General features: G+C 48.7%; 16 protein-coding genes. 13 read left to right on the top strand and 3 right to left on the bottom strand.

Annotated features, from left to right (window positions below; all coding sequences use genetic code 11):
• Window positions 1-155: 155 nt before the first annotated feature.
• From PSHG_RS21480 to PSHG_RS21435, 9 genes are all read left to right on the top strand, one after another.
• Window positions 156-506 carry a hypothetical protein gene (locus PSHG_RS21480; RefSeq protein ID WP_010277543.1) on the top strand — a complete coding sequence of 117 codons (351 nt, stop codon included), beginning with the start codon at window positions 156-158 and terminating at the stop codon, window positions 504-506.
• A 235-nt stretch (window positions 507-741) separates the two neighbouring features.
• The gene (locus PSHG_RS21470) at window positions 742-1,452 is read left to right on the top strand and encodes a hypothetical protein (RefSeq protein WP_010277537.1); all 711 of its coding nucleotides are present in this window, start codon (window positions 742-744) and stop codon (window positions 1,450-1,452) included.
• A gap of 330 nt (window positions 1,453-1,782) precedes the next feature.
• On the top strand, window positions 1,783-3,033 hold the full coding sequence (locus tag PSHG_RS21465; RefSeq protein WP_010277535.1) for a DegT/DnrJ/EryC1/StrS family aminotransferase: 1,251 nt from the start codon (window positions 1,783-1,785) through the stop codon (window positions 3,031-3,033).
• 342 nt (window positions 3,034-3,375) lie between these two features.
• Window positions 3,376-5,655: a helix-turn-helix transcriptional regulator gene (locus tag PSHG_RS21460; protein ID WP_010277533.1), complete on the top strand. Its 2,280-nt coding sequence runs from the start codon at window positions 3,376-3,378 to the stop codon at window positions 5,653-5,655.
• Window positions 5,656-5,970: 315 nt separating this feature from the next.
• Window positions 5,971-6,906 carry an ABC transporter permease gene (locus tag PSHG_RS21455; RefSeq protein ID WP_026021534.1) on the top strand — a complete coding sequence of 312 codons (936 nt, stop codon included), beginning with the start codon at window positions 5,971-5,973 and terminating at the stop codon, window positions 6,904-6,906.
• A gap of 36 nt (window positions 6,907-6,942) precedes the next feature.
• Complete coding sequence (locus PSHG_RS21450) at window positions 6,943-7,803, top strand: carbohydrate ABC transporter permease (protein ID WP_010277527.1); 861 nt, start codon at window positions 6,943-6,945, stop codon at window positions 7,801-7,803.
• Window positions 7,804-7,975: 172 nt separating this feature from the next.
• On the top strand, window positions 7,976-9,535 hold the full coding sequence (locus PSHG_RS21445) for an extracellular solute-binding protein (RefSeq protein ID WP_010277523.1): 1,560 nt from the start codon (window positions 7,976-7,978) through the stop codon (window positions 9,533-9,535).
• 94 nt (window positions 9,536-9,629) lie between these two features.
• Window positions 9,630-10,697 (top strand): amidohydrolase family protein, encoded by a 1,068-nt coding sequence (locus PSHG_RS21440; RefSeq protein WP_010277519.1) that lies wholly within the window; start codon window positions 9,630-9,632, stop codon window positions 10,695-10,697.
• Between the two features lie 31 nt (window positions 10,698-10,728).
• A complete protein-coding gene (locus tag PSHG_RS21435; RefSeq protein WP_010277517.1) occupies window positions 10,729-11,085 on the top strand; it encodes a Rieske (2Fe-2S) protein in 357 nt (118 codons plus the stop codon).
• A 266-nt stretch (window positions 11,086-11,351) separates the two neighbouring features.
• Here the strand turns inward: PSHG_RS21435 and PSHG_RS21430 are convergent, their stop codons facing one another.
• Complete coding sequence (locus tag PSHG_RS21430) at window positions 11,352-11,915, bottom strand: cyclase family protein (RefSeq protein WP_010277513.1); 564 nt, start codon at window positions 11,913-11,915, stop codon at window positions 11,352-11,354.
• 348 nt (window positions 11,916-12,263) lie between these two features.
• Here PSHG_RS21430 and PSHG_RS21425 point away from each other — a divergent pair, with 348 nt between their 5' ends.
• Window positions 12,264-14,615 carry a FecR domain-containing protein gene (locus PSHG_RS21425; RefSeq protein WP_010277510.1) on the top strand — a complete coding sequence of 784 codons (2,352 nt, stop codon included), beginning with the start codon at window positions 12,264-12,266 and terminating at the stop codon, window positions 14,613-14,615.
• 67 nt (window positions 14,616-14,682) lie between these two features.
• Complete coding sequence (locus PSHG_RS21420; RefSeq protein ID WP_010277507.1) at window positions 14,683-16,278, top strand: stalk domain-containing protein; 1,596 nt, start codon at window positions 14,683-14,685, stop codon at window positions 16,276-16,278.
• Between the two features lie 188 nt (window positions 16,279-16,466).
• Here the strand turns inward: PSHG_RS21420 and PSHG_RS21415 are convergent, their stop codons facing one another.
• Both PSHG_RS21415 and PSHG_RS28590 read right to left on the bottom strand, forming a co-directional pair.
• The gene (locus PSHG_RS21415) at window positions 16,467-17,768 is read right to left on the bottom strand and encodes an acetamidase/formamidase family protein (protein WP_010277504.1); all 1,302 of its coding nucleotides are present in this window, start codon (window positions 17,766-17,768) and stop codon (window positions 16,467-16,469) included.
• Between the two features lie 225 nt (window positions 17,769-17,993).
• Window positions 17,994-18,728 carry a YwaF family protein gene (locus PSHG_RS28590; protein ID WP_010277501.1) on the bottom strand — a complete coding sequence of 245 codons (735 nt, stop codon included), beginning with the start codon at window positions 18,726-18,728 and terminating at the stop codon, window positions 17,994-17,996.
• 232 nt (window positions 18,729-18,960) lie between these two features.
• Between PSHG_RS28590 and PSHG_RS21405 the strand changes: the two genes are divergently transcribed.
• Together PSHG_RS21405 and PSHG_RS21400 are read left to right on the top strand one after the other, a co-directional pair.
• Window positions 18,961-19,377 carry an Rrf2 family transcriptional regulator gene (locus tag PSHG_RS21405; protein ID WP_010277498.1) on the top strand — a complete coding sequence of 139 codons (417 nt, stop codon included), beginning with the start codon at window positions 18,961-18,963 and terminating at the stop codon, window positions 19,375-19,377.
• A gap of 313 nt (window positions 19,378-19,690) precedes the next feature.
• Entirely contained in the window at window positions 19,691-20,089 is a 399-nt protein-coding gene (locus PSHG_RS21400) for a RidA family protein (protein ID WP_010277492.1), read from the top strand.
• The last annotated feature ends 313 nt before the right edge of the window (window positions 20,090-20,402 follow it).

Raw genomic sequence — 20,402 nt, 5'->3', positions numbered from 1 at the left:
AAATAAATGGTTGCCGTAAGCGTGGTAGAGAAGAGACAGTGCTTTATTCAAAAAAATGGTATGTTTAATACAATCAATAAATACTAGAATCCGTTTTGCCCAGGCTTAAGAATTGCCCCCTTGTTAGAAAGCATGAATTTATAGGAGGATTATCGATGCCCGTATCTCTGTCGCTGCTACCTGTGGCGTTTACCCGGAGGGACGTCATGTTTGCAGTGAATTCGCAGCGTTTTCCCGATAGGCGTCTGGCGTATACCGCCAATGGAACAGAGTTAACCTTTATCCAGTCTGAACCCGATGCGCCTTTTGATGTATCGGATCACACTCCTAGGCTTGAGGAAGTGTTCCGCTATCTTTCCGACCTGGATGAGCATTACAAAAAAGTCCTGCAGGCCATGATATATGGGCTCTTGAAAAAGCGCAGCACCAACCGACAGATAACGCTAGAACAGGAGGAAGTTCTGGATGATCACTCCATCGTGATTGCCCTGAACGTTGAGAGATGAGCGGGATCAACCGGACAGAAGCGATTCGCCTGATTTGTGCCGAACACGGAGGAAAGGGCTTTTATCTAGATCCGATACCCGAAAAGAAATTAAGAAATGCCCGTAAGTCGTTTCCTATTAAGCCGGACTGGGTCGTGATAGGGCTAGTGGATGACACGGTGTTCGGCAGCGCTAAAAAGGCATTGCGATCACCAATTATGGCCTGGTATGGTTCACCCACCCTCAGCGGGGGCTTTTGACGTGGGAAGAATTTCAACAAATACCCGTAGAACCAATTGCGCATGTCAAGGAAAAATTCAGCATCGTTATTGGTAACTACCTCGACATTAGCATTACCGCATCACAATATAAAGGTAAACAACTGTGCGACTTGTTAAATGATATCCAGGCTTTGTTGGATGGAAAGCGAAAGGTTAAGGACCGGTCCTGGGTTAGGCGTGAGCTGGAAAATATAGAAGGCCGGCAGCTGCTGTCTTATGAAGAGCTGCTTGATGTTTGCAAGCAATTTCATGGAAAAGGTTATTATGTTGCGGAGATGCTGCCCTTAAAAAAAGAGATGAGACTTTACACCAGCTATGGAATTCCGCTAGAGGAACGTGTTATTGCTTTTCTTGACTCTTCTGTATTTTCTTCAGGCAAATATGGTCTTGCTATTTGTGAAAGCGGGATCTATTGGAAAAATGATTGGACCCTGCCAACCAGCCGAACTTATTTAGCCTGGTGGGAGCTGGCCGGGCGGGAGATAGGTGTGCATTCAAAGTATGCAATCTGTTTAGGTGGCGGGCTCACCATTAATACGCCAGGAGCTCAACAAGATGCCATTTCACTGTTAAACCGCCTTCGTATTCTTGCTGAACAGGCGATATCGCTGCTTGCAGAGCGGGCCGCAGCCGGTTCCGCTCAAAGCGCCGCTGATCATCATCAAGAGCTACAGGATCATAGATAATCCAGGAGGGATAAAGTGGCTGAAAGCAAATTAACGAATTTCGTCCGATCGTTATGGATTTTATGGATGAGGAGATACTCCAGAACTAGAGACGTGGCTCGAAGGACTTCTTGGCAGCAGATGACTTCCTAACCTATCCCATGTGGTCGACCGACCGCCGTCAGGCAGCAAAACAGCGCGTGCTGGGAGCTGCCTCTTATTTTTGACATAATATAGTCCTTTATAATACTTGTGACTAACCTGTATCTTGTGTTAGTATTAGGCTAACATTGTAGGCGTTTTCAATTGCAGGATCAAGGAAGGGCAAGTCAACCTGGGGAGGGTAAAGCGATGAGCGAGTTGCTGGCGGTTCATGGTGGAGAAAAGGCGAAGACAGTACCTTATGGAGACGGCCAACGGTTTGGGCTTGAGGAAGCCCGGGAGCTGCTGGAAGCATTGGAGCAGGGAACTTTATTTTACCATTTTGGCAGCAAGGTTAAACAGTTTCTTAGCGATTTTAATGAAATCTACGGTGTAAAGTACAGTGTGGCGACCTCTTCCGGGACTGCGTCTATCCATGTGGCTCTCGGAGCGGCAGGCATTAGCGTCGGGGATGAAGTCATTACAAGCCCGATTACCGACCAGGGCACATTAGTCGGCATTTTGTATCAAAATGCTGTCCCGGTTTTTGCAGATCTCGATCCGCATACTTATAACATGGATCCTGCTTCGGTTGAAGCCCGGATCACTTCCAAGACAAAGGCGATTTTAGTCGTTCATTTGGCAGGAAACCCTTGTGATATGGATGCTATTATGGCCATTGCAAAGAAGCATAATCTCCTTGTCATTGAAGACTGTGCGCAGGCTTATCTTACTAAGTACAAGGGCCGTTTATGCGGTACCATTGGTGATTATGGCTGCTTCAGTACTAATGATTTCAAACATATCTCTACTGGAGACGGCGGGATGGTTACAGTCAACTCCGGAAAGGAAGAAGATTTTTACCGTACGCATGCTTTTGCCGACAAGAACTATCAGCGCTTCGGGGATACCGTTCACAAGGATCTGCAGGTGCTGGCCCCCAATTACCGCATGACAGAATTACAGGGTGCTGTAGGGATTGCTCAATTAAAGAAATTGCAGTGGATTTGTGAGCAGCGCAACCGTTACGGGAGTCTTCTTACTGAAGGAATCAGCGGACTCCCGGGCGTTTATCCGCATCGGGTGACAGCAGACGGGGAATGCTCTTATTGGTTCTATATGCTGAGATTGAATTTGGATGAGCTTACCTGTACGCGCGAGCAATTTTGCGAAGCATTAGCAGCAGAAGGGGTGCCGGCACAAGCAGGCTACATTGCCCGTCCCGTCTACATGCAGCCTTTATTCCAGAAGCGCCAGGCTTATTTGAACAGCCATTTCCCGTTTGACGAATCGGAACAAACCTATGAGCAGGGAATTTGCCCCGTAGCTGAGGAAATTCTGGAAACCGCTGTGCGCCTAGCGGTCAAGGAGTTTTATACAGAGCAGGATGCCCGGGAAACAGCTGCCGCCATTCGCAAGGTAGCCCTGCATTATGCTAAACAAGAAGCAAAGACTCAATAATGTGCAAGTGCCGAGTAAGCGAAGTCTAATGAGCTGAGAATCAGCTCCCAGGCACCAATTAGCCAATAGTTGCAGCAGCCTCTTTTAGAGGGGCTGCTTTTTTCTTGCTGCCAAAAACCTGACGAGCAACCATAGAGATTTTTTATAAATAGGAGGAATTTTATTTCTTGCATAGAAATGTTTTTATGTAATAATAGTCCTAAGGCTGACATCAAAGAGTCATTTCTTGTATAAGTTATTAGGAAGCCGGGCAGCAAGATTAAGAGAGGGGGGCTTGCCATTAAAGCGATTCGGCTGTTGAAAGCTAAACCGTTTAATGCAGCGTTGTTCTGGCGGTTGTTTATGAGCTATTTGATCTTGATATTAATTCCCGTTGTTGTAGCCAGCATGTTTGTGTATTTCTTCGTTGTAGGTTTGATTGAAAAAGATGCGGAAAAGCTGAACCATGTAGTTATGCGCAACTTTTCCGATCAGGCCAACACCACATTCTCTTCTCTTGAGACCAGCATGATTAACATGCTTAGTTCCTCTAACGTAATCAGTTTCCTCAAAGTCATTAACGATACAGCTGAGAATCAGCAGCGCAGTGAGTGGGCCCACTCCTTGATGAATCAGCTGGACAAGATACAAAGCAGCGAGTACATCGACAGCGCCTATCTTTATTTCAATCACTATGACCTTGTGCTGGACGCTCATACTTATACGAATAAACACTATTATTTTCATCACTACCGGCCGATGGATCAACAGGAGCAAACTGAACTTTTCAAGCATTTTTCCGGAAAAAAGACTATGCATTTTATTTATCCACATACAGCGGCTACCACGCCTGATCCACAGCGGATGGAGTCGCAGGATGGCAGCGGATCCTCTGTGTCCGTTCTGTTAAGCTACCCATTCAACAGCCAGAACCCTGATGTCTATCTGATTGTGAATCTCAGTCAAGATAAGCTTCGCCAGCAAATAAGCATTAACGAAGAGTGGGTAACGGCTACCGCTATTATGAACAGCGAGGGGCAAGTCATTGTACGAAATGGTGAGATCAGCATGGAATCCGCAGAACTCCGGGATATGTTTCTTGAGCATGAGGAAGGGGAGCTTTATTTAGGCGGAAAAGGGAAAGCGCTATCATTCCGGCAAACAGGCTTTAACAACTCCTGGTATTATGTGAGCTTTGTTAATTTGCCGGTCTTGTTGAAGCCGGCGCAGATGCTCAGCTGGCTCAGTCTCGCCTTTCTCGCCTTATTTTTGGTATCTGGCAGTCTGGTCTCCTATTATTTAAGCGGGAAGCTGTATAGGCCCATCCAGGAAATCAAGTCGGGGCTGGAATCGCATAGTCAGATCCATGGGGGGATTGTGCCTGCGGGGAATGATTTCGAAGTGATCAAGCGGGCCTCCAGCAGGCTGATTACCGAATATAAGGAGCTGTCACAATTAGTTCATGAGATGTCACCGATTGTTCAGGAAAGGCTTGTCTCCAAAATTTTGCACGGGGAATACCGGGACAGTCTGTCCATTGAGTACTATGCCAAGGAAATAGATTTCAGCTATCAGCCTAAAGGGCTGCGCACGGTTCTTTGTCTGGAAATCGATTTTTATTCGCGTCTGGCTGAACCGCTTTCCGAAACGTCCAAAGCTTTCTTGATCCTGCAATTGAAAGAGAAAATTCACCAGCTCGCTCCAACGGCTGCCTGGCTTTGCCAAACGAAGCCTAATTTGCTTGCCTTTGTGGTTCATCATGACGCTTTTCTCGGATTTGGTCCGAAGGAAGCGGCGGAAATGTGCAAAACCATCATGCAGCAGCCGTATTACAAGGCTTCGATTGGCGTTGGCAAAACCGTACAGGCGATCGGGGATCTGCACCTCTCTTACGATCATGCCTTAATGATGCTAGAGAAGTATAAAACGCTTAATCCGGAGGTGGATATTTGCGATGAAGACTGTACCCCCGAGCAGGAGAGCGAACGAAACGCCTGGGACGGATTTTTGACATCAATAGAAGTGAACCGGATTACCAATCTCTATAAAACGAAAGCTTACGATCAGCTGCTGCATGCCTTGTTCGCCAAATTGGAGGAGGGGTACCGTCATAAAGCGAGCGCGACCCAGATGAAATATGTATGCACAGATGTTTTGAATACATGGATCCGTATAGTGGAAACAGAAAAGAATGAATTTCGCGTTTCCTTCTATTCCGAATTGCTGGACAAATTGGAGCGCTGTGTCACCTGGGAGGAGCTCAAGCAGGGATTCCAGGAAATTCACAGTGAACTGTTTCAAGTATCGGAACCTTCCGATCGGAGCAGTCAAATGCAGGAGATTCTGGATTATATTCATACCCATTATGGAGAAGAGCTTTCCATAGAGCAGTTTGCACAGCAAATGAATATGTCCGTCGGTCATTTCAGCCGCACTTTTAAGGAAGTGGTAGGCGAGAAATACGTGGAGTATATAGCCAAGCTCCGGCTGCAGAAGGCGAAACAGTATTTGCTCGAGACAGATTTGAAAATAGATGAGGTAGCGGCCAAGGTTGGATATTGGGGACGAAGCTCATTCATCCGCATTTTCCGCAAGTACGAAGGCACTACCCCGGCCAAATACCGCACTGCCCATCACAAATGAGTCCGGATTTTCCTGTGTTGCCGTTTTTTCCTTAAGCCTTGCTGCGCCTGGTTTAGGTCTCCCGGAAAAAAGTGAAACTTCGCTAAAAGATGCCGCTTTACAGGATCCGTGCAGGGCCCGTATAGTTAAGCCCAGAACGAACGTCAGGTTCCTGAAGGCCTGCCATCCAGGCAAGCGAATATAGCCAAAATAAGCTGCTATCGCAAAAATGTAAGCGCCTGCATACGTTCGATCCTTTACGGAATGCCTACTAGAAAGGGGGAGAAGGTTCTGTCTACCAACAGCAGCCCGACTAAATTGCCACGCGAACCTTTAATGAGCCGAACACATCGCAGCAAACTGGCGAATTTCTGGTTCATCCTGAGAAAGCATAAGGTGCTCTACTTGCTCATGCTTCCCGGCATCTTGTACTATCTTATTTTTAAATATTGGCCGATGTACGGAATTATTATCGCGTTCCAGGACTTTTCCATAGGAAGAGGAATCATGGGCAGCAAGTTTGTCGGTCTGAAGCATTTCATCGAGTTTTTTTACGTCACTCCCGGCTCCTGGAAGCTGATTCGTAACACGATTCTATTGAATGTGTACGACCTGATCTTTCATTTTCCGGCGCCAATCATTCTGGCTATCCTGTTCAACGAACTGAAAAACAGAGCTTTCAAACGGTTCGTACAAACCGTAAGTTATATGCCGCATTTTTTGTCCACCGTTGTCATCGCAGGGATTATCGTTATCTTTCTTTCTCCAACTACAGGTATTGTGAATCATCTGCTGGTGCGGTTTTTCGGAATAGAACCGATTATGTTCCTCGGCCTTCCGGAATGGTTCAGGACAATTTACATCGGCTCGGAAATTTGGCAGCGCATAGGCTGGGGGACGATTCTCTATTTAGCGGCGATTGCCGGTATTGATCCAACCCTGTATGAAGCGGCCAAAATTGACGGGGCAAGCCGGTTCCAGCAAATTCGGCACATCACTTTTGTCGGCATGGTGCCGGTCATGATCATTTTGTTTGTACTTAATTTGGGAAGCTTCATGGAAGTCGGCTTTCAGAAGATTTTGCTGCTGTACAATCCGATGAACTATGAGACTTCGGATGTGATCAACACATTTGTATACCGCAGGGGGATTCTCGACGCGGACTTCAGCTTTGCCACTGCTGTCGGTTTGTTCCAATCGGTGATTGGCTTCATTCTGGTTGTTTTTGCAAATCGGATGGCCAGAAAATATTCGGAGACCAGCTTGTGGTAGAAGCTTAAGTTGAATTACGCAGAAAGGAGAATCGGAATGAAAATTAAAGAAAGCCTGGGCTCTAGAATATTCGATGTGTTTAACGTATTCCTGATGATTGTGCTGGTCATCGTCATGGTCTACCCGATGCTGTACGTGTTTTCGGCTTCAATAAGCAACAATGCGATGGTGGCGAGCGGGCAGGTCGTCTTGTGGCCCAAAGGGATAACCTGGTCCGCTTATGAAAGATTAATCTACAATCCTGATCTGTGGGTCAGCTATTGGAATACGATCCGCTACACGGTAGTTCAAACCGCTCTAACCTTGGTGGCTACATCGATGATGGCTTATCCGCTGGCTAAGAGATGGCTCCCCGGCCGCCGTCCCATTCTGCTGATGGCCGCTTTCACGATGCTGTTCAGCGGCGGTTTGATCCCGACGTTTCTTGTCGTGCAGCGCCTGGGCATGCTGAACACGATCTGGGCGATCGTGCTTCCAACGTTGATCAGTACCTGGTATTTGTTCATTATGAGGACATTTTTTGAAGCGCTTCCACAAGAGCTGGAAGATGCCGCCACGATTGATGGATGCGGGCCTTTGCAGGTGCTGCTGAAGATAGTACTGCCTCTGTCCATGCCGGTCATGGCGACCATTGGTTTATTCACTGCGGTGAACCAGTGGAATTCCTTCTTCGACGCCCTGATTTATTTGAACGACCGCAGCATGTACCCTCTGCAGATTATGCTGCGAAATATACTTGTCGCCGGCAGCACCATCCAGGGTGAAGGGGATTCGCTCAATCTGGAAACGCTCAAGTATGCCATGATTGTTGTTGCTACATTACCGATCCTATGCGTCTACCCGTTTATTCAGAAATACTTTGTCCAGGGTACGATGATTGGCGGAATCAAAGGGTAGGGTCCAAGATTGCGGTGAACGTGCTGGCGTTTCGTTACCGGACTTCCCGATCGCGTCCGCGGATAGAAGCCGCTGATGTCGAAGCTGCTGTATTCAGTCTGCAGAAGCACAGGCGTCATGCAATCTTGTCTCTAATAAATTAATCGTCACGTATAAAGGGAGGGTTATCGAAATGAAAACAAGCAAAGTCGCAGCATCTCTTGCCGTTGTTATGCTTGGAGGCGTAGTGGCCGCATGCGGCAACGGCGGGACTTCTCCGGGCTCGTCATCCGAACAGGGCGGCGGTAATGATTCTAAAGCAAGCTTTACTTGGCTGGTCTACGACCGTCCGGAAGGGAGGTTCCAGGAAGACTGGGAAATTCTAAAGATCCTGCAGGAGAAAACCAATACCGAGCTGAAGTTTGAGGTGACCAGCCAGGAAGGTCTGGCGGAGAAAAGGCAAATCATGATTGCCACCAACTCGGTAACGGACTTTATCCAGGTTAGCAATCAGGAAGGCCGGGAGCATGGTCCAGATGGAATCTTCTTGAATTTGAAAGATTATCTGGATATTGCGCCTAATCTTAAGAAATTTTATGAGACGTACCCGGAAGCTGAGGCGATGGCTACCGGTTCCGACGGCGGATTGTATACGGTTCCTATCCTTGAAGGAGACCCGGAAGGAAAAGGCTTCAACTTCGTCTGGATGGCCCGCCAGGATCTTATAGACGAGCATAATTTGCAGCCGCCGACCACGCTCGATGAATTCTATGAGTTTTTGAAAGCACTCAAGGAGCTTTATCCGGATACTTATCCCCTGACCTCTAATTCTCCTGTCGGTGACGTTGGTCTGTACACTGTTTTCGGAAGAGCGTTCACCGGTATTCAGGGCTTTTTCAATCTTGATCCGGAGACGGATGAATATGCCTTTGCCCCTTATCATGACGGTTATCGAGATGCCCTCGAATATATGTATAAGCTGTATGAGGAGAAACTGCTTGATCCGGAGTACGCGTTAATAACAGGTCCGCAATGGGAGGAGCGGATGCTGACAGGCAAATCGCTGGTTACCTACTTCTGGAAGGCTGATATTGACCCGATGATTGGCAAGGCCATAGAAGCTGGAGCACCCGCCAGTTATGATTTGGATGCCATTCCTATGTTCGCAGCAGATGGGATTAAGCCTTACCAGTTCTCCAGAAATCAGGTAGGCGCTACGGGACGCGCCATCTCCGGCAAAGTGAAGGATAAGGAGGCGGCAGTCAAGCTTCTCGACTTCATGGTCGGCGAAGAAGGCACTAATCTGCTGTCGCTCGGCATTCTGGACAAAACCTATACTATCGTGGATGGGCAGCCGCGTTACCTGGAGGAATTCGGTACGGCTCCATATGCTCCTCTCCGCAAGGATTTCGGGGTCTGGTACGATAATATAACGATGAATAATGCCGTATCCCGCGCAGCATGGGAGGCCGGATTGGATGAGAAGAGCCTGGATATCAACAAACGCTATGAGCCATTTATTATTCCAGCACCTAAAGCGATTGTCAAAACCGATGAAGAATTGGAATTGGAAAAATCCAAGCTGACCAACTTAAATAAATATTTGGAGCAGAAAATTACCGAATTCGTTACCGGCAGAACACCGATTAATGACGCTACCTATCAGGAATTTATCGATCAAGCTAGAACGATGGGTGCCGACGAGCTTCTGGATATGTACAATACTTCCTACAAGCGAACTTATGGTTCCTAAGTCCGCACAGCCGAAGCCGCGCAGGATTAGTGTGGCATAGGACTGGTGTCAAGTGTACCTGGACTCGAACAGGATACGAAAGGAGACAAGCACGGTGAGCGAACGAATCAAAGTCATAGATGTTGATGTGCATAATGAACAGAACGATTCAGATCTCGTGCCTTATCTTCCGGAGCCGTGGAAGAGCCGGGTCGCGCGCAGCGGCCTCGGCATGGCCGGCTCCGGGTATTATTCACCTGTGGGGGTGATGCGCCGCGATACGATCCCGCCTGGAGGAGGCAAAGCAGGCTCTGATCCAGACTTGATGATCGAGCAATTGGTAGAGCGGTATGACATGGAATATGCCATACTGACCGGAGTCATCTATAACGTTTCGGCTACGCATGACCCCGATTTTGCCGCGGCAGTTTGTTCGGCATACAACGATTTTCTGATTGACAAATGGCTCAGCAAGCATAAGGTGTTTAAAGGAGCCTTGGCGGTCGCTACGCAGGATCCTTATTTGGCTGCCAGGGAAATTGACCGGCTAGGCAGTCACCCGGACATTGTTGAAGTCATCATATCCAGTGCTGCAAGGGCTCCTCTCGGTCAGCGGATGTATCATCCGATCTATGAGGCGGCCGAGCGCAACGGCTTGCCGGTAGCCATTCATCCGGGGGCAGAAGGGGCAGGCAGCTCTACGGCTCCAACCGCTGCAGGGTACCCTACCTGGTATATTGAATGGCATACGTGCCTATCTCAGATGTTTATGGCTCATCTGGTCAGTATGGTCTGTGAAGGGGTATTTGAGAAGTTTCCGCGGTTGAAGGTAGTCCTGGTGGAAGGTGGCATCGCCTGGCTGCCGCACATTATGTGGCGGCTGGATAAAAACTACAACGCCCTCCGCTCCCAGGTCCCTTGGCTGAAAAGACGGCCCAGCGAATATATTCGCGACCATTGCTATTTATCTACACAGCCTATTGAAGAGCCGGACAATCCGCAGCATCTGGTCGATCTGTTCAATATGGTGGATGCGGAGAATATGATTCTGTATTCCAGCGACTATCCGCATTGGGACTTCGACCCGCCGACAGGCATCTTGCGGAAATTGAGCGCAGAGGCTAAACACAAAATTTTTTACGACAATGCCCGGAAGCTGTATAAGTTATCTCCGAGAGATTAAGGGCTGGCAGCTTAAGGAGGAGATGGTTAGCATGGCCGTCCACTTTGTACTGGATACCAAAGAATTGCCGGAAGGCACTCATACCATTGTTACGGTCAACGGCAGGGAAATAGGCTTGTACCACTTGAATGGAAGCTATTATGCACTCAACAACTACTGCCCTCATTATGGGGCGCCGTTGTGCGCGGGACATGTCGGCGGAACGAATTTGCCTTCAGACGTATACCAATATGAATACGGCAAGCAGGGTCAAATCGTACGCTGCCCTTGGCATGGCTGGGAATTTGATATTAAGACGGGAGTCTCTTTGTTTGACGATAAAATAAGAACGAGAACTTATCCTGTTGAGGTTCGGGATGGCAAGATTGGTATAGTGTTGGGGAAATAAAAGCATGACCGGTTAGAAGGTAGCTGGGAGTAGGGCAGCGCGAACTAACCTCGGAAGGGCCCGGGCTGAGTAGAGCAGAGCGAGTTACCGCAGAAGGGCCTGGCCTGGATGAGAGCAGCGCGAACAAGCCGCAGAAGGGCCTGATGCTGGAGTAGTCACTTTGGCATCGGGCCCTTCTGGGAATCAGGAAATAATAGTGTCCTGCGAATCGGGGACTACAGCCGAGCGTCGTCTCACCAAGTTCGGCAGCCACTAACCTGCAGCAATCAAATAGTTTCGGATTCAATCCTACAGCTGTCATCCTCCAATAAAGCGATGGCGCGTACTGGCGAGCCGTCACCACCGGTGATTTTCAAAGGCAAGCCGAAAAACCAGAAGGGAGTCAAGAGCGGCAGCTGCTGCAAATTCGCCAGTTGAGTATAGGTAACAATCTCTTCCTCTAATAATGAGCGTTCCAAAGCTTCACTTAGCTCGCCGCCAACGAACGGCGGTTTGGCCTCGACTATAGTTGGCAGCACTTCAATGCCGACTACCTCTGCAAAGAGCAATCCTGTTTTTGCTGGAAAAGCCGAATCAGGAAGGACCCGTACTGCTTTGCCAAAAAAATGATCCAGTGGTATGTCATCGAGTGTCTTTCCTCCTTTATGCATATGGCTGAACGCATCAACGTGGGTACCGGTATGGGAACCCAGCCGGAGCTGGCGCAGCTCCCAGGTATGCTCCTCATGAGTATGGACCACATCAAATGAAGGCACAGGGTCGCCGGGATAGATCTCCATACCGGAATGCAGCGGCTCTGATAAATCGATGTACTTCATTCGGCTAATCATATCATTCACCTCTTCTATAGCTTCTTTATATTATCCCACATTTACCCGTCAGGCTGTTTAGCAAAGATAACTGTAAAAAATTCACGCTTGTTCTCCGAAAATAAGTATAGGAAACAAGCAAGCGGTGCTATAATTTTCTTGATTATGGCATTTATTATTAAAATTGTTGCATTATGAACAGGGCAAAGGCAAAGGAGGCAGAGGCCCCTCTTCAAATCAACGTGGGTGATCCACAAAGCACCGTGCTGACAAGGAAAGGAGCGGTCTACAGGGCGATGGTCTAAACCTGCGCCAACCGATGAAAGGGTTACCAAGCATTAACACTTCGAAATTACAAGGAGAATGAATATGAGACGATTTCTCAGAGAACCGATCCTGGCTGTCTTGCTCTGCTTGGTTCTATTGTCCGGGATGTGGGGCGGGGTTGCCACAGCTAGCAGTCATACTTTAAGACAAGCAGTTGTAACGGAATTATCCGGAGAAGTAGTTGTGTATAAGAATGGGGGGACCCTTCCTCTTAATGTTTATCCTAATCTCACATTAACTGAAGGCGATCGGGTAGAGATGGGAGTAGACGCCAGCCTCACGTTACGTGTAGATGATCGTGGGGACGAGTTTACATTTGGTTCACAGTCACAATTTGTGTTGTCGGCGCTGAGGAACGACTCCTCTGGTGCCAAGGTTACCTCCATCACATTATGGTCAGGCACGGTATATACTCGGGTAACCCCGCTTACCAATACGCAGGACCGGTTCGAAGTTCTTCTTCCAGAGCAATCTGTTCAAGTCAAAGGAACCCAATTTTTTGTAGGAATATCTCCACAAACCGGAATAGCAAACCTCTTTGTCACGGCGGGAATCGTACAAACAGGATCGCCGAGATCCCCAGGATCACCAGGTGCGTCAGGTTCATCAGGTTCATCGCATGCAAACGGTCATGTTCTATTCCCCAGCCAGCAAATCAGCTTGTTTCCCAACAATTCTGATCCCAGTGCACATTTAGGCTATATTAACCCTGTTGATTTAGAAGAACTGGTAAGTCACACAAGTGCCGAGATTATATCCAAAATCATTAGCCAGAGAGAAGCTATCGAGGAGGAAAACAAGCAATTAATGGATCGGCTGAGGGGTGAAGCGGAGCAGAACAGACACGAACTCCCGAACCCGGACTTGGCAAGCCTCGATGATTTAAATAAATTAATCAGCAATATAAACAATCTGGTAGGCAACGTTGTAAAAGAAAGTCTCCAGCAAAATAAGCTGCCACCGGAACGTTGGCAGGATTTAATAGATTCCGATATTGAGTTGACCAATATCTTGGATAATGTTGAGCAAATCGCTCCGATCGATATGAATGCAAGAGAGCAGGAAAGATTACGTTCAATAAAATCCGCTCAAGAAGAACAACGAAGATCAAGAGAGCAGCTGCAACGCGACCAACAGCAGCAGCAACAGAGATTACTCGAACAGCTTCAGGAGGCCAAAAGGAAGCAGGAAGAAGAGAACCGTGCTGCCTTAGAACAGAAAAAGCAGGAAGCTGAAGAAAAGTATAAAAATTCATTAACCTATGAGCAAAGGCAGAGGTTTGAAGAAGAACAGACCCGGCGTGAGGAAGCGCAAAAAAGAGCCAACCCGGCTCCAGCCCCAACCATTCCTCCGATAGAGTATTACCCTACCAAACCGAGGGTAACACCAACACCGACGCCAACGCCGGAACCGACACCAACACCAACGCCAGAGCCGACACCAACACCGACACCAACGCCAGAGCCAACACCGATGCCAACGCCGACACCAACACCGACACCAACGCCGGAACCGACACCAACACCAACGCCAGAGCCAACACCAACGCCGGAACCGACACCAACACCGACGCCAACACCAACACCAACACCGGAGCCGATACCGTACCCTACACCAGGTCCTGAAGATCAATGGCAGGTGAAGCACGCGATTTACGAGGATTCGCTTCTGGTAATGTGGCAGGAAGTCTATGGCGAATTTTCCATTCGCTACGAACTATTAGATAGCGCGGGCAATGTGCTTTATTCAGGATCGCAGCCGCTAGCCGTCATTCCTTATACGCCGGGTATCAAGGAATCACGAGTCTATAATGAGGGGAATGAAATCGTTGAACAGCGTTCCCTACTACCTGAAGACAGATATCCTGCTCTAGAAGGATTACATTTGGAGCAAGAAGGATTATGGGCGTATTTGTCCTGGGATGGGATAGCCGAAGCAGTTATTTATGAAATATATCAGGAGCCGCCCGCAGGCTGGTACGGACCAGGCAGATTACAGTGGCAGTATGAGCCTGTATATGATGCCAATACTTTGTATCCCGGGGTTATTAATCAATTATGGCTCACAGCCTGGTCCGAGGACCGCCGATTGCTTGCTGTCACCCGCTATGCAGTGGACACAACTGATTTTCCGGGAGTTCCGGAATTTTCATATGAGTTTCTGGATTCAGAATCGATAGAAGTACTATTCAGCTGGTCGGATGTTCCAGAGGCCGACTATTATCGTTTGAAAATGAATCACGAGGAAGTATGGAGCGGGGAAGAGCTGTCAACGATTTGGTTTGAATTTCCCCGGGATGAGTGGGTTTCTTTTCTTATAGAAGCCTGGACTGACGGGGGATCTGACTTCCCGTTTGCTGCATCAGGACTGCAAATCTATATCGGTGACTCCTAAAAAGGAAACCAGACGGAAAGCGCCGGATTCGATGCTCAGAAGCAAATTATGAAAAGAGGAGAAAGAGATGAGAAAACAATCCAAATTCATTCTCATTGCGATGATGGCGTCCTTCCTATCCTCGCAAAGCGTCTATGCTGTTCAAACAGCGGATGCGATAACGGACAGCAGCGGAAGCTGGATGTCAAGTGTTCAAACGATAGCCGGAACAGGATCCTTCGGTGCCAGAGATGGGGATAAAGCCGAGGCTTCATTTCGTCATCCGAGCGGGCTTGCTGCAGCTCCAGACGGGACACTTTATGTCTCCGATACGAAGAGCCATTTGCTTCGCAGATTAGATCACAGCGGCGTCTCGCTATTGGCCGGCAGCTCTTTCCTGCAGGAGGATGGGCAAGTTGTGGACGCTTTAGGGGATGGAAAGGGGGAGCTTTCCTCATTTTCCGAGCCGGCGGGGCTGGCGCTGGACCATAACGGAAATTTGTTTGTTGCCGACAAAGGCAATCATGCTGTGCGGAAAGTCGATGCCGAGGGCAATGTTACTACGTATGCGGGTCAAGGTGTGCTGGGACATAAAGACGGTACCGCAGAAGAAAGCTTGTTTTACGCACCGGAAGATGTAGTCGTGGCTAGTGACGGAACGGTTTACGTGGCCGATACCCTTAACCATGTCATTCGCAAGATCGACCCGGAAGGGAAGGTAAGCACATTAAACGCATTGCCGCAGAGATATATTGAAGTATTTCCGGGAGAGGCTGTTCTGGCCGGTGATTATAAAGACGGACCTTTACAGGAGGCGAAATTCAACGAGCCTACCGGATTAGCGATAGATCATTTAGGGAATCTGTATATTAGCGATACAGGCAACCGTGTTATCCGATATATGGATCTGGCTAATGATAGAGTTTCCACTGTGGCTGGCAGCGTCCAGCTATATGATGAAGCAAACAGCTCGTCCCTGTACGCTTCCGGAGGGTTTTCCGATGGACATGCGACAGAGGAAGCGTTATTCATGGCTCCAAGAGGTATTGCTATCACCGAAGAGGGCGGTCTGGTCATTGCGGATAGCCTGAACCATGCGATCCGTTATCTTTTTGAAGGGCGAGTGATCACCTTAGCCGGAGGCCACGAGGCTGAGCATGGACAGCAGGATGGAATCAACGGCTATAACCGCCTAAATCACCCGCAGGATGTGCAGGTTGCAGCAGATGGGAGTATAATTATCGCGGATGCCTATAACAATCAGCTTCGTGCTTTTCAGCTTTATCAGCTGCCAGCTGATCTTTCCGCAGACGGCCGGCTTCATGTTATGCTTGATCAAGAACAAATCAATTTCGATCCGCAGCCTGAGCTTACTGCGAATACATCGATGATTCCGGTAAGAGCCATTAGTGAAGCAGCCGGGTTTGAGGTGGGCTATGAGCACGAAACACGTACTGTTACAATCGCTAAGGACAATCGAAGCATATCCTTGCAGATTGGCAGTCGTGAGGCCGCTTTGGAGATAGCTGGACAGGAACCAATTATGCTGGAGCTTTCCGTCGCTCCTTATATTGCATCCGACTCCACCTATGTGCCGGTCCGTTTCGTCGCCGAAGCTCTTGGTCTTGATGTACAGTGGCATCAGCCAACCCGAACAGCTATCCTGCGGCACGTAACATTTTAATCTAGCTAGGGCTAAATCATGAAGGTAGAAGCAGCCGATCAGGAGTCAAGGGAGTATACGGATTCTTGGATTCTTAGCTGCTGGGCACACTGCTTTAATTTCTAGGGATCCATCAGACCCCAAGTAAAAAAACCTCTCTATCGCCGGTGTACGGGAAAGAGAGGTTTTTGCTTGCAAGCCTGACACTTTTACAGCTGATAATGCTCCTTGACAACTGAAGCTAGCCCGGCTTTTTCCAGCAGGGGGACGGGGGCAAGAAAAGTAACGGTAACGACTCCGGGATGCCGTCCGATCTCAATAGAGCCGGTGATTGTTGCCCGATTAAGAATTTCCGGGACCGTCACTCCCAAAGTATCAGCAGCCCGCTTCAAACCGTTGTCGGTCGCCTCATTGAGCGTGGCGCCTGTTCCAATAAAAGAAATCGGAGCGGTTTCCTCAAGCTCTTTGACTCCCCATGTTTGGGCCAGCTGGAGAGCGCGGCTCTTCTCCTCCGCGGTGAATGGCTTGGCCAAATAAGGCAAATCTTCTTCTACCGGCAGCAGGATCGGACCGTCTAGCTGCAATCCCTTAATGACTTTCACCTGCAGGGTGACAATTCCCGCAACATCGGTCGTATGTCCGGCAATTTCGCCGTCCCCCTGCATAGCATGCATATCTCCGATATAGACCCCTCCTCCAGGAACCTTTACCGGACAGATCAAGGCTGCCCTTTCGCGAACCCGGTTGATATCCATATGCCCATCGGTACGATCCTCAAGCTGTTCCCGAGTCAGCGCATAATCGTGGGGGGCTCCCACCAGAAAGGAACCAAAATCCCCGGCATTATGGGAATCTGGAAAAGGACGCGCCGGAGTCGTCCCTAATTGGCCAAGGAATGGCCGGAGGCGGGCGATTGCCCCTACGATATCATGAGGGGCAAAAGTGACAATCGGATTCTGGCAGGAGCCTTCCGGGGTCGCCATAAATTTCCGTCCATCTTTAGCTATCGTTTCCGCGGCATCCTTGGGCAGAGTAATGCCGAGCTGCCTCCTAGTGTCGAAGCCCATTGTATATCCGTTGGTGAAGACGAACGGAGCTACGTCAGCGCCGCATTGGGCGCAGCGGATCGACTCGGGGCCAATCCCTTCAATACGCGTTTCCGGATTCATCTGCCCACAATCTGGACATTTGGCAGCGACAAAAGGGTCTCCCAAGAAACGGCCTTCCATCGTCTGGTCATTTCCGGAAGAGGTTGCAAGGGAAGTCACCTGAATGGATTTAATGTGGATGACGATAGCGTCTCCTACCTCCGCACCTTCAACATAGACGGGCTTAGTCACCTCATGCCCCCCTCGCAAAGACGGGGTAATCATTGGGCCCCAGCACCCGGGGGCTGTATTCGCAATGATATGGCCTCCGTCCTGGACAGGGCCGAGCATGGTTTCCGCAGGGTCCAAAACCCCGTTGGTGAAGCTGTTAACGTACACGGTTTCTTTAGCTGTCGATGACATTGCTTATCCTCTCCTTCACTTTTTAATGGTTGTCCAAAAAGCTTCTAGAGACTTCCGGGCATCACTTCATCATTCGCTCGTCATTTGTCCGAATTAATGCGGCACGCTGACTAAGAACTGCTATCTTGATTTTACCTAATCCTGCGTCGCAGTTCCATCTGGACTAATAGCCATAGCCCGGTTTGTGAACTGTCTCCTTGGCCAAACAATCATCCCTTAGCTTTTTTACTGCGGTTTCACGCTTCTACGGCTGATCCAATCGGTTATGGCAAATGGAGCATACAGCAGGAAAAATAAAATAAGGGCAACGGCCTCCATGGACAGCAAATACCACGGATAAGGACCCAGAACATCAAGCAGAGAGGCTGAGTCCGGTTTGCGGGCGAGGAACATGTAATTTCCGCCGGTCCAATAATTGATCAGACTGACCGGAATGATCAGCAGATTAAGGAAGAGCATCGTCCAGGCGATCGATTTAAGAGTGGGGCGTAACTTTTCTACCCACACCATATACAAGGCTGAGAGAATAATAGCGCTGTGTGCCATAAAAAACTGCAGAAAGCGAAAATGCGGAAACGGATACCCTAGCACAGGTGTTAATAATGCCTGAAGAGCACCTCCAATTCCGGCGAAATAAGCGATTTGAAACAGCAAACGACTGCGTAACAGGAGCATGGCTGTACATATGTACATGGAAATACTGCACAGCTCAAGCGGCAGCGTATCCTGCACATTGTACACATTTTGCCGGACATACCACATATTTAAGGCGAATTCGCACAGGATCAAGATTGCCGCCAATAAATAACGGCCGTATTTGCTGCGCTCTCCCTGCTGCCACCAGCTTCTGGAAAAGTACAAAGCCGCCGCTATTCCGCTGAAACCTAGCAGAGCGATAAGGTGTGAAAAGGAAAAAGCGATGAAGCCCTGCTCTACGTAGGCATTAAAAAAAGATTCCATCCAATCTTGCCTCCTTTGCTGTGAGTCGTTACTTTTATGCAGATCGGTCCTTTACTGAGAGTCGCGGTATCCTTTTATGCAGGTCGGCCTCCTTTTACTGCGCTGCTGCCGGATTTTCTCCCAGTGTAGCATATTTTCCTCCAGATGTTAGCTCGGAACCAGTTTGCCATTGCAGTGGCCTATACGGAACTACTATAATTGTGATATCAGCCCAAAAGGGGGTGTTCTGCCTATGGCAGCAGCAGGGTGGTTCGCAATGTCTGTGCATTCTCTGGCATTGCTTTCCCAAAGTAAGGACGGCTTTCCCAGCAGCTACATTGCAGGAAGTGTCAATACAAATGCTGTTTTTCTCAGGCGTGTGCTAAAGAAACTTGTAGAGGTTGGCCTGATCGAAACCAAGGAAGGCCGTGAAGGCGGATATCGGCTTACGCGACCAGCGGAGCAAATCACGCTCGCGGAGATTTACGAATCGCTTGGCCTGGATAAAGCACTCGCTTTAAGTCCGGCTGAACCTAATGCGGCGTGCCCGGTTGGTGCTGGCATTACATCCGTCATGGAGCAGGTGTCTGAAGAAGCTCATGAGGCGATGATGGCCAGTTTGCGGAACTATACGATTGCCCAGGTTGCCAGAATGGCGGTAACCAAATAACAGGCTCGAGTTGCCCCGTGAATTATATAAAGGCCCAAGTGACCGGTTTAATAAAGGTTCAGCTGACTAGATAAAGGTGCCCGCTGACTAGTCTAACAAATAGGCCCAGGTCGCCATTTATAACAATAAATTTAACCCCACAAGACGGGAAGGAAGGAGTAGGTCCGGCATGAAGAAAAGATCATTAAACAGCTTATCTTATGGTTACGGTTACTCCACTGCTGTTTTTTTCTAGAAAAAGTGGGAAAGGGGGAAGTGTGTCCAAATCACTAGAAAAACAGTAGCATTCCTTTACAAGTGAGGGGTTTATCATATGGAAAATCAGAAAATTGTACGCAGCAATCCTGCTGCTGTACCAGCACCTGTAGGGAACTATACCCATATAACCAAGATTCCGAGGAATTCCGAGTTGTTTGTGGCTTCGGGGCAAATTGGCGTCAAACAGGATGGACAGATCCCGAACAAGCTGAATGACCAGGTGAAGCAGACGTTTGACAACCTAAACCGAGTATTAGCCTCGGAGCAACTATCGTCCAGTGACATAATCAAAGTAAATATTTGGGCTACAGAACTATTGGATTGGGAATATTTCTACGATGAATGGGAACGTTTTTTTAACGGAGAGTATCCGGCGATGACGGTCGGCTATCTAACCAAGCTGGGTCTGGAGGAGATCAAGATCGAAATCGAAGTATGGGCGGCCAGAGTATAGTTTCGCCCGGAAGCGTTCGCCACATGGACGTCTATTAAAGCGATGCTCCATAAGCAGTTCTTCGGACACGGACAGTTTTAAAGTCAATGTATGAAATGATTTCTTAAAAAATCGCAAGTCCCCAGGTATTTTAACCCTGGAACTTGCGATTTTTTTACTTGGCGTACTGCGTTCATCCGGGTCTGAACTTGCTGACCGCAGCAGGCACGAGGGTGAAATGTATGCGGAAACAGCCATGCATTGGATTCTCAGGCACAACTTCAGCAAGAAAATAGTCAAGGTTGGCGGGGTTCGAAGGGCTGCGCGGAGTTCC

The organism is Paenibacillus senegalensis JC66 (assembly GCF_000285515.1).
GTDB classification, from domain to species: Bacteria; Bacillota; Bacilli; order Paenibacillales; family NBRC-103111; genus Paenibacillus_L; species Paenibacillus_L senegalensis.
This window is presented reverse-complemented; position numbering and strand designations above follow the sequence as displayed.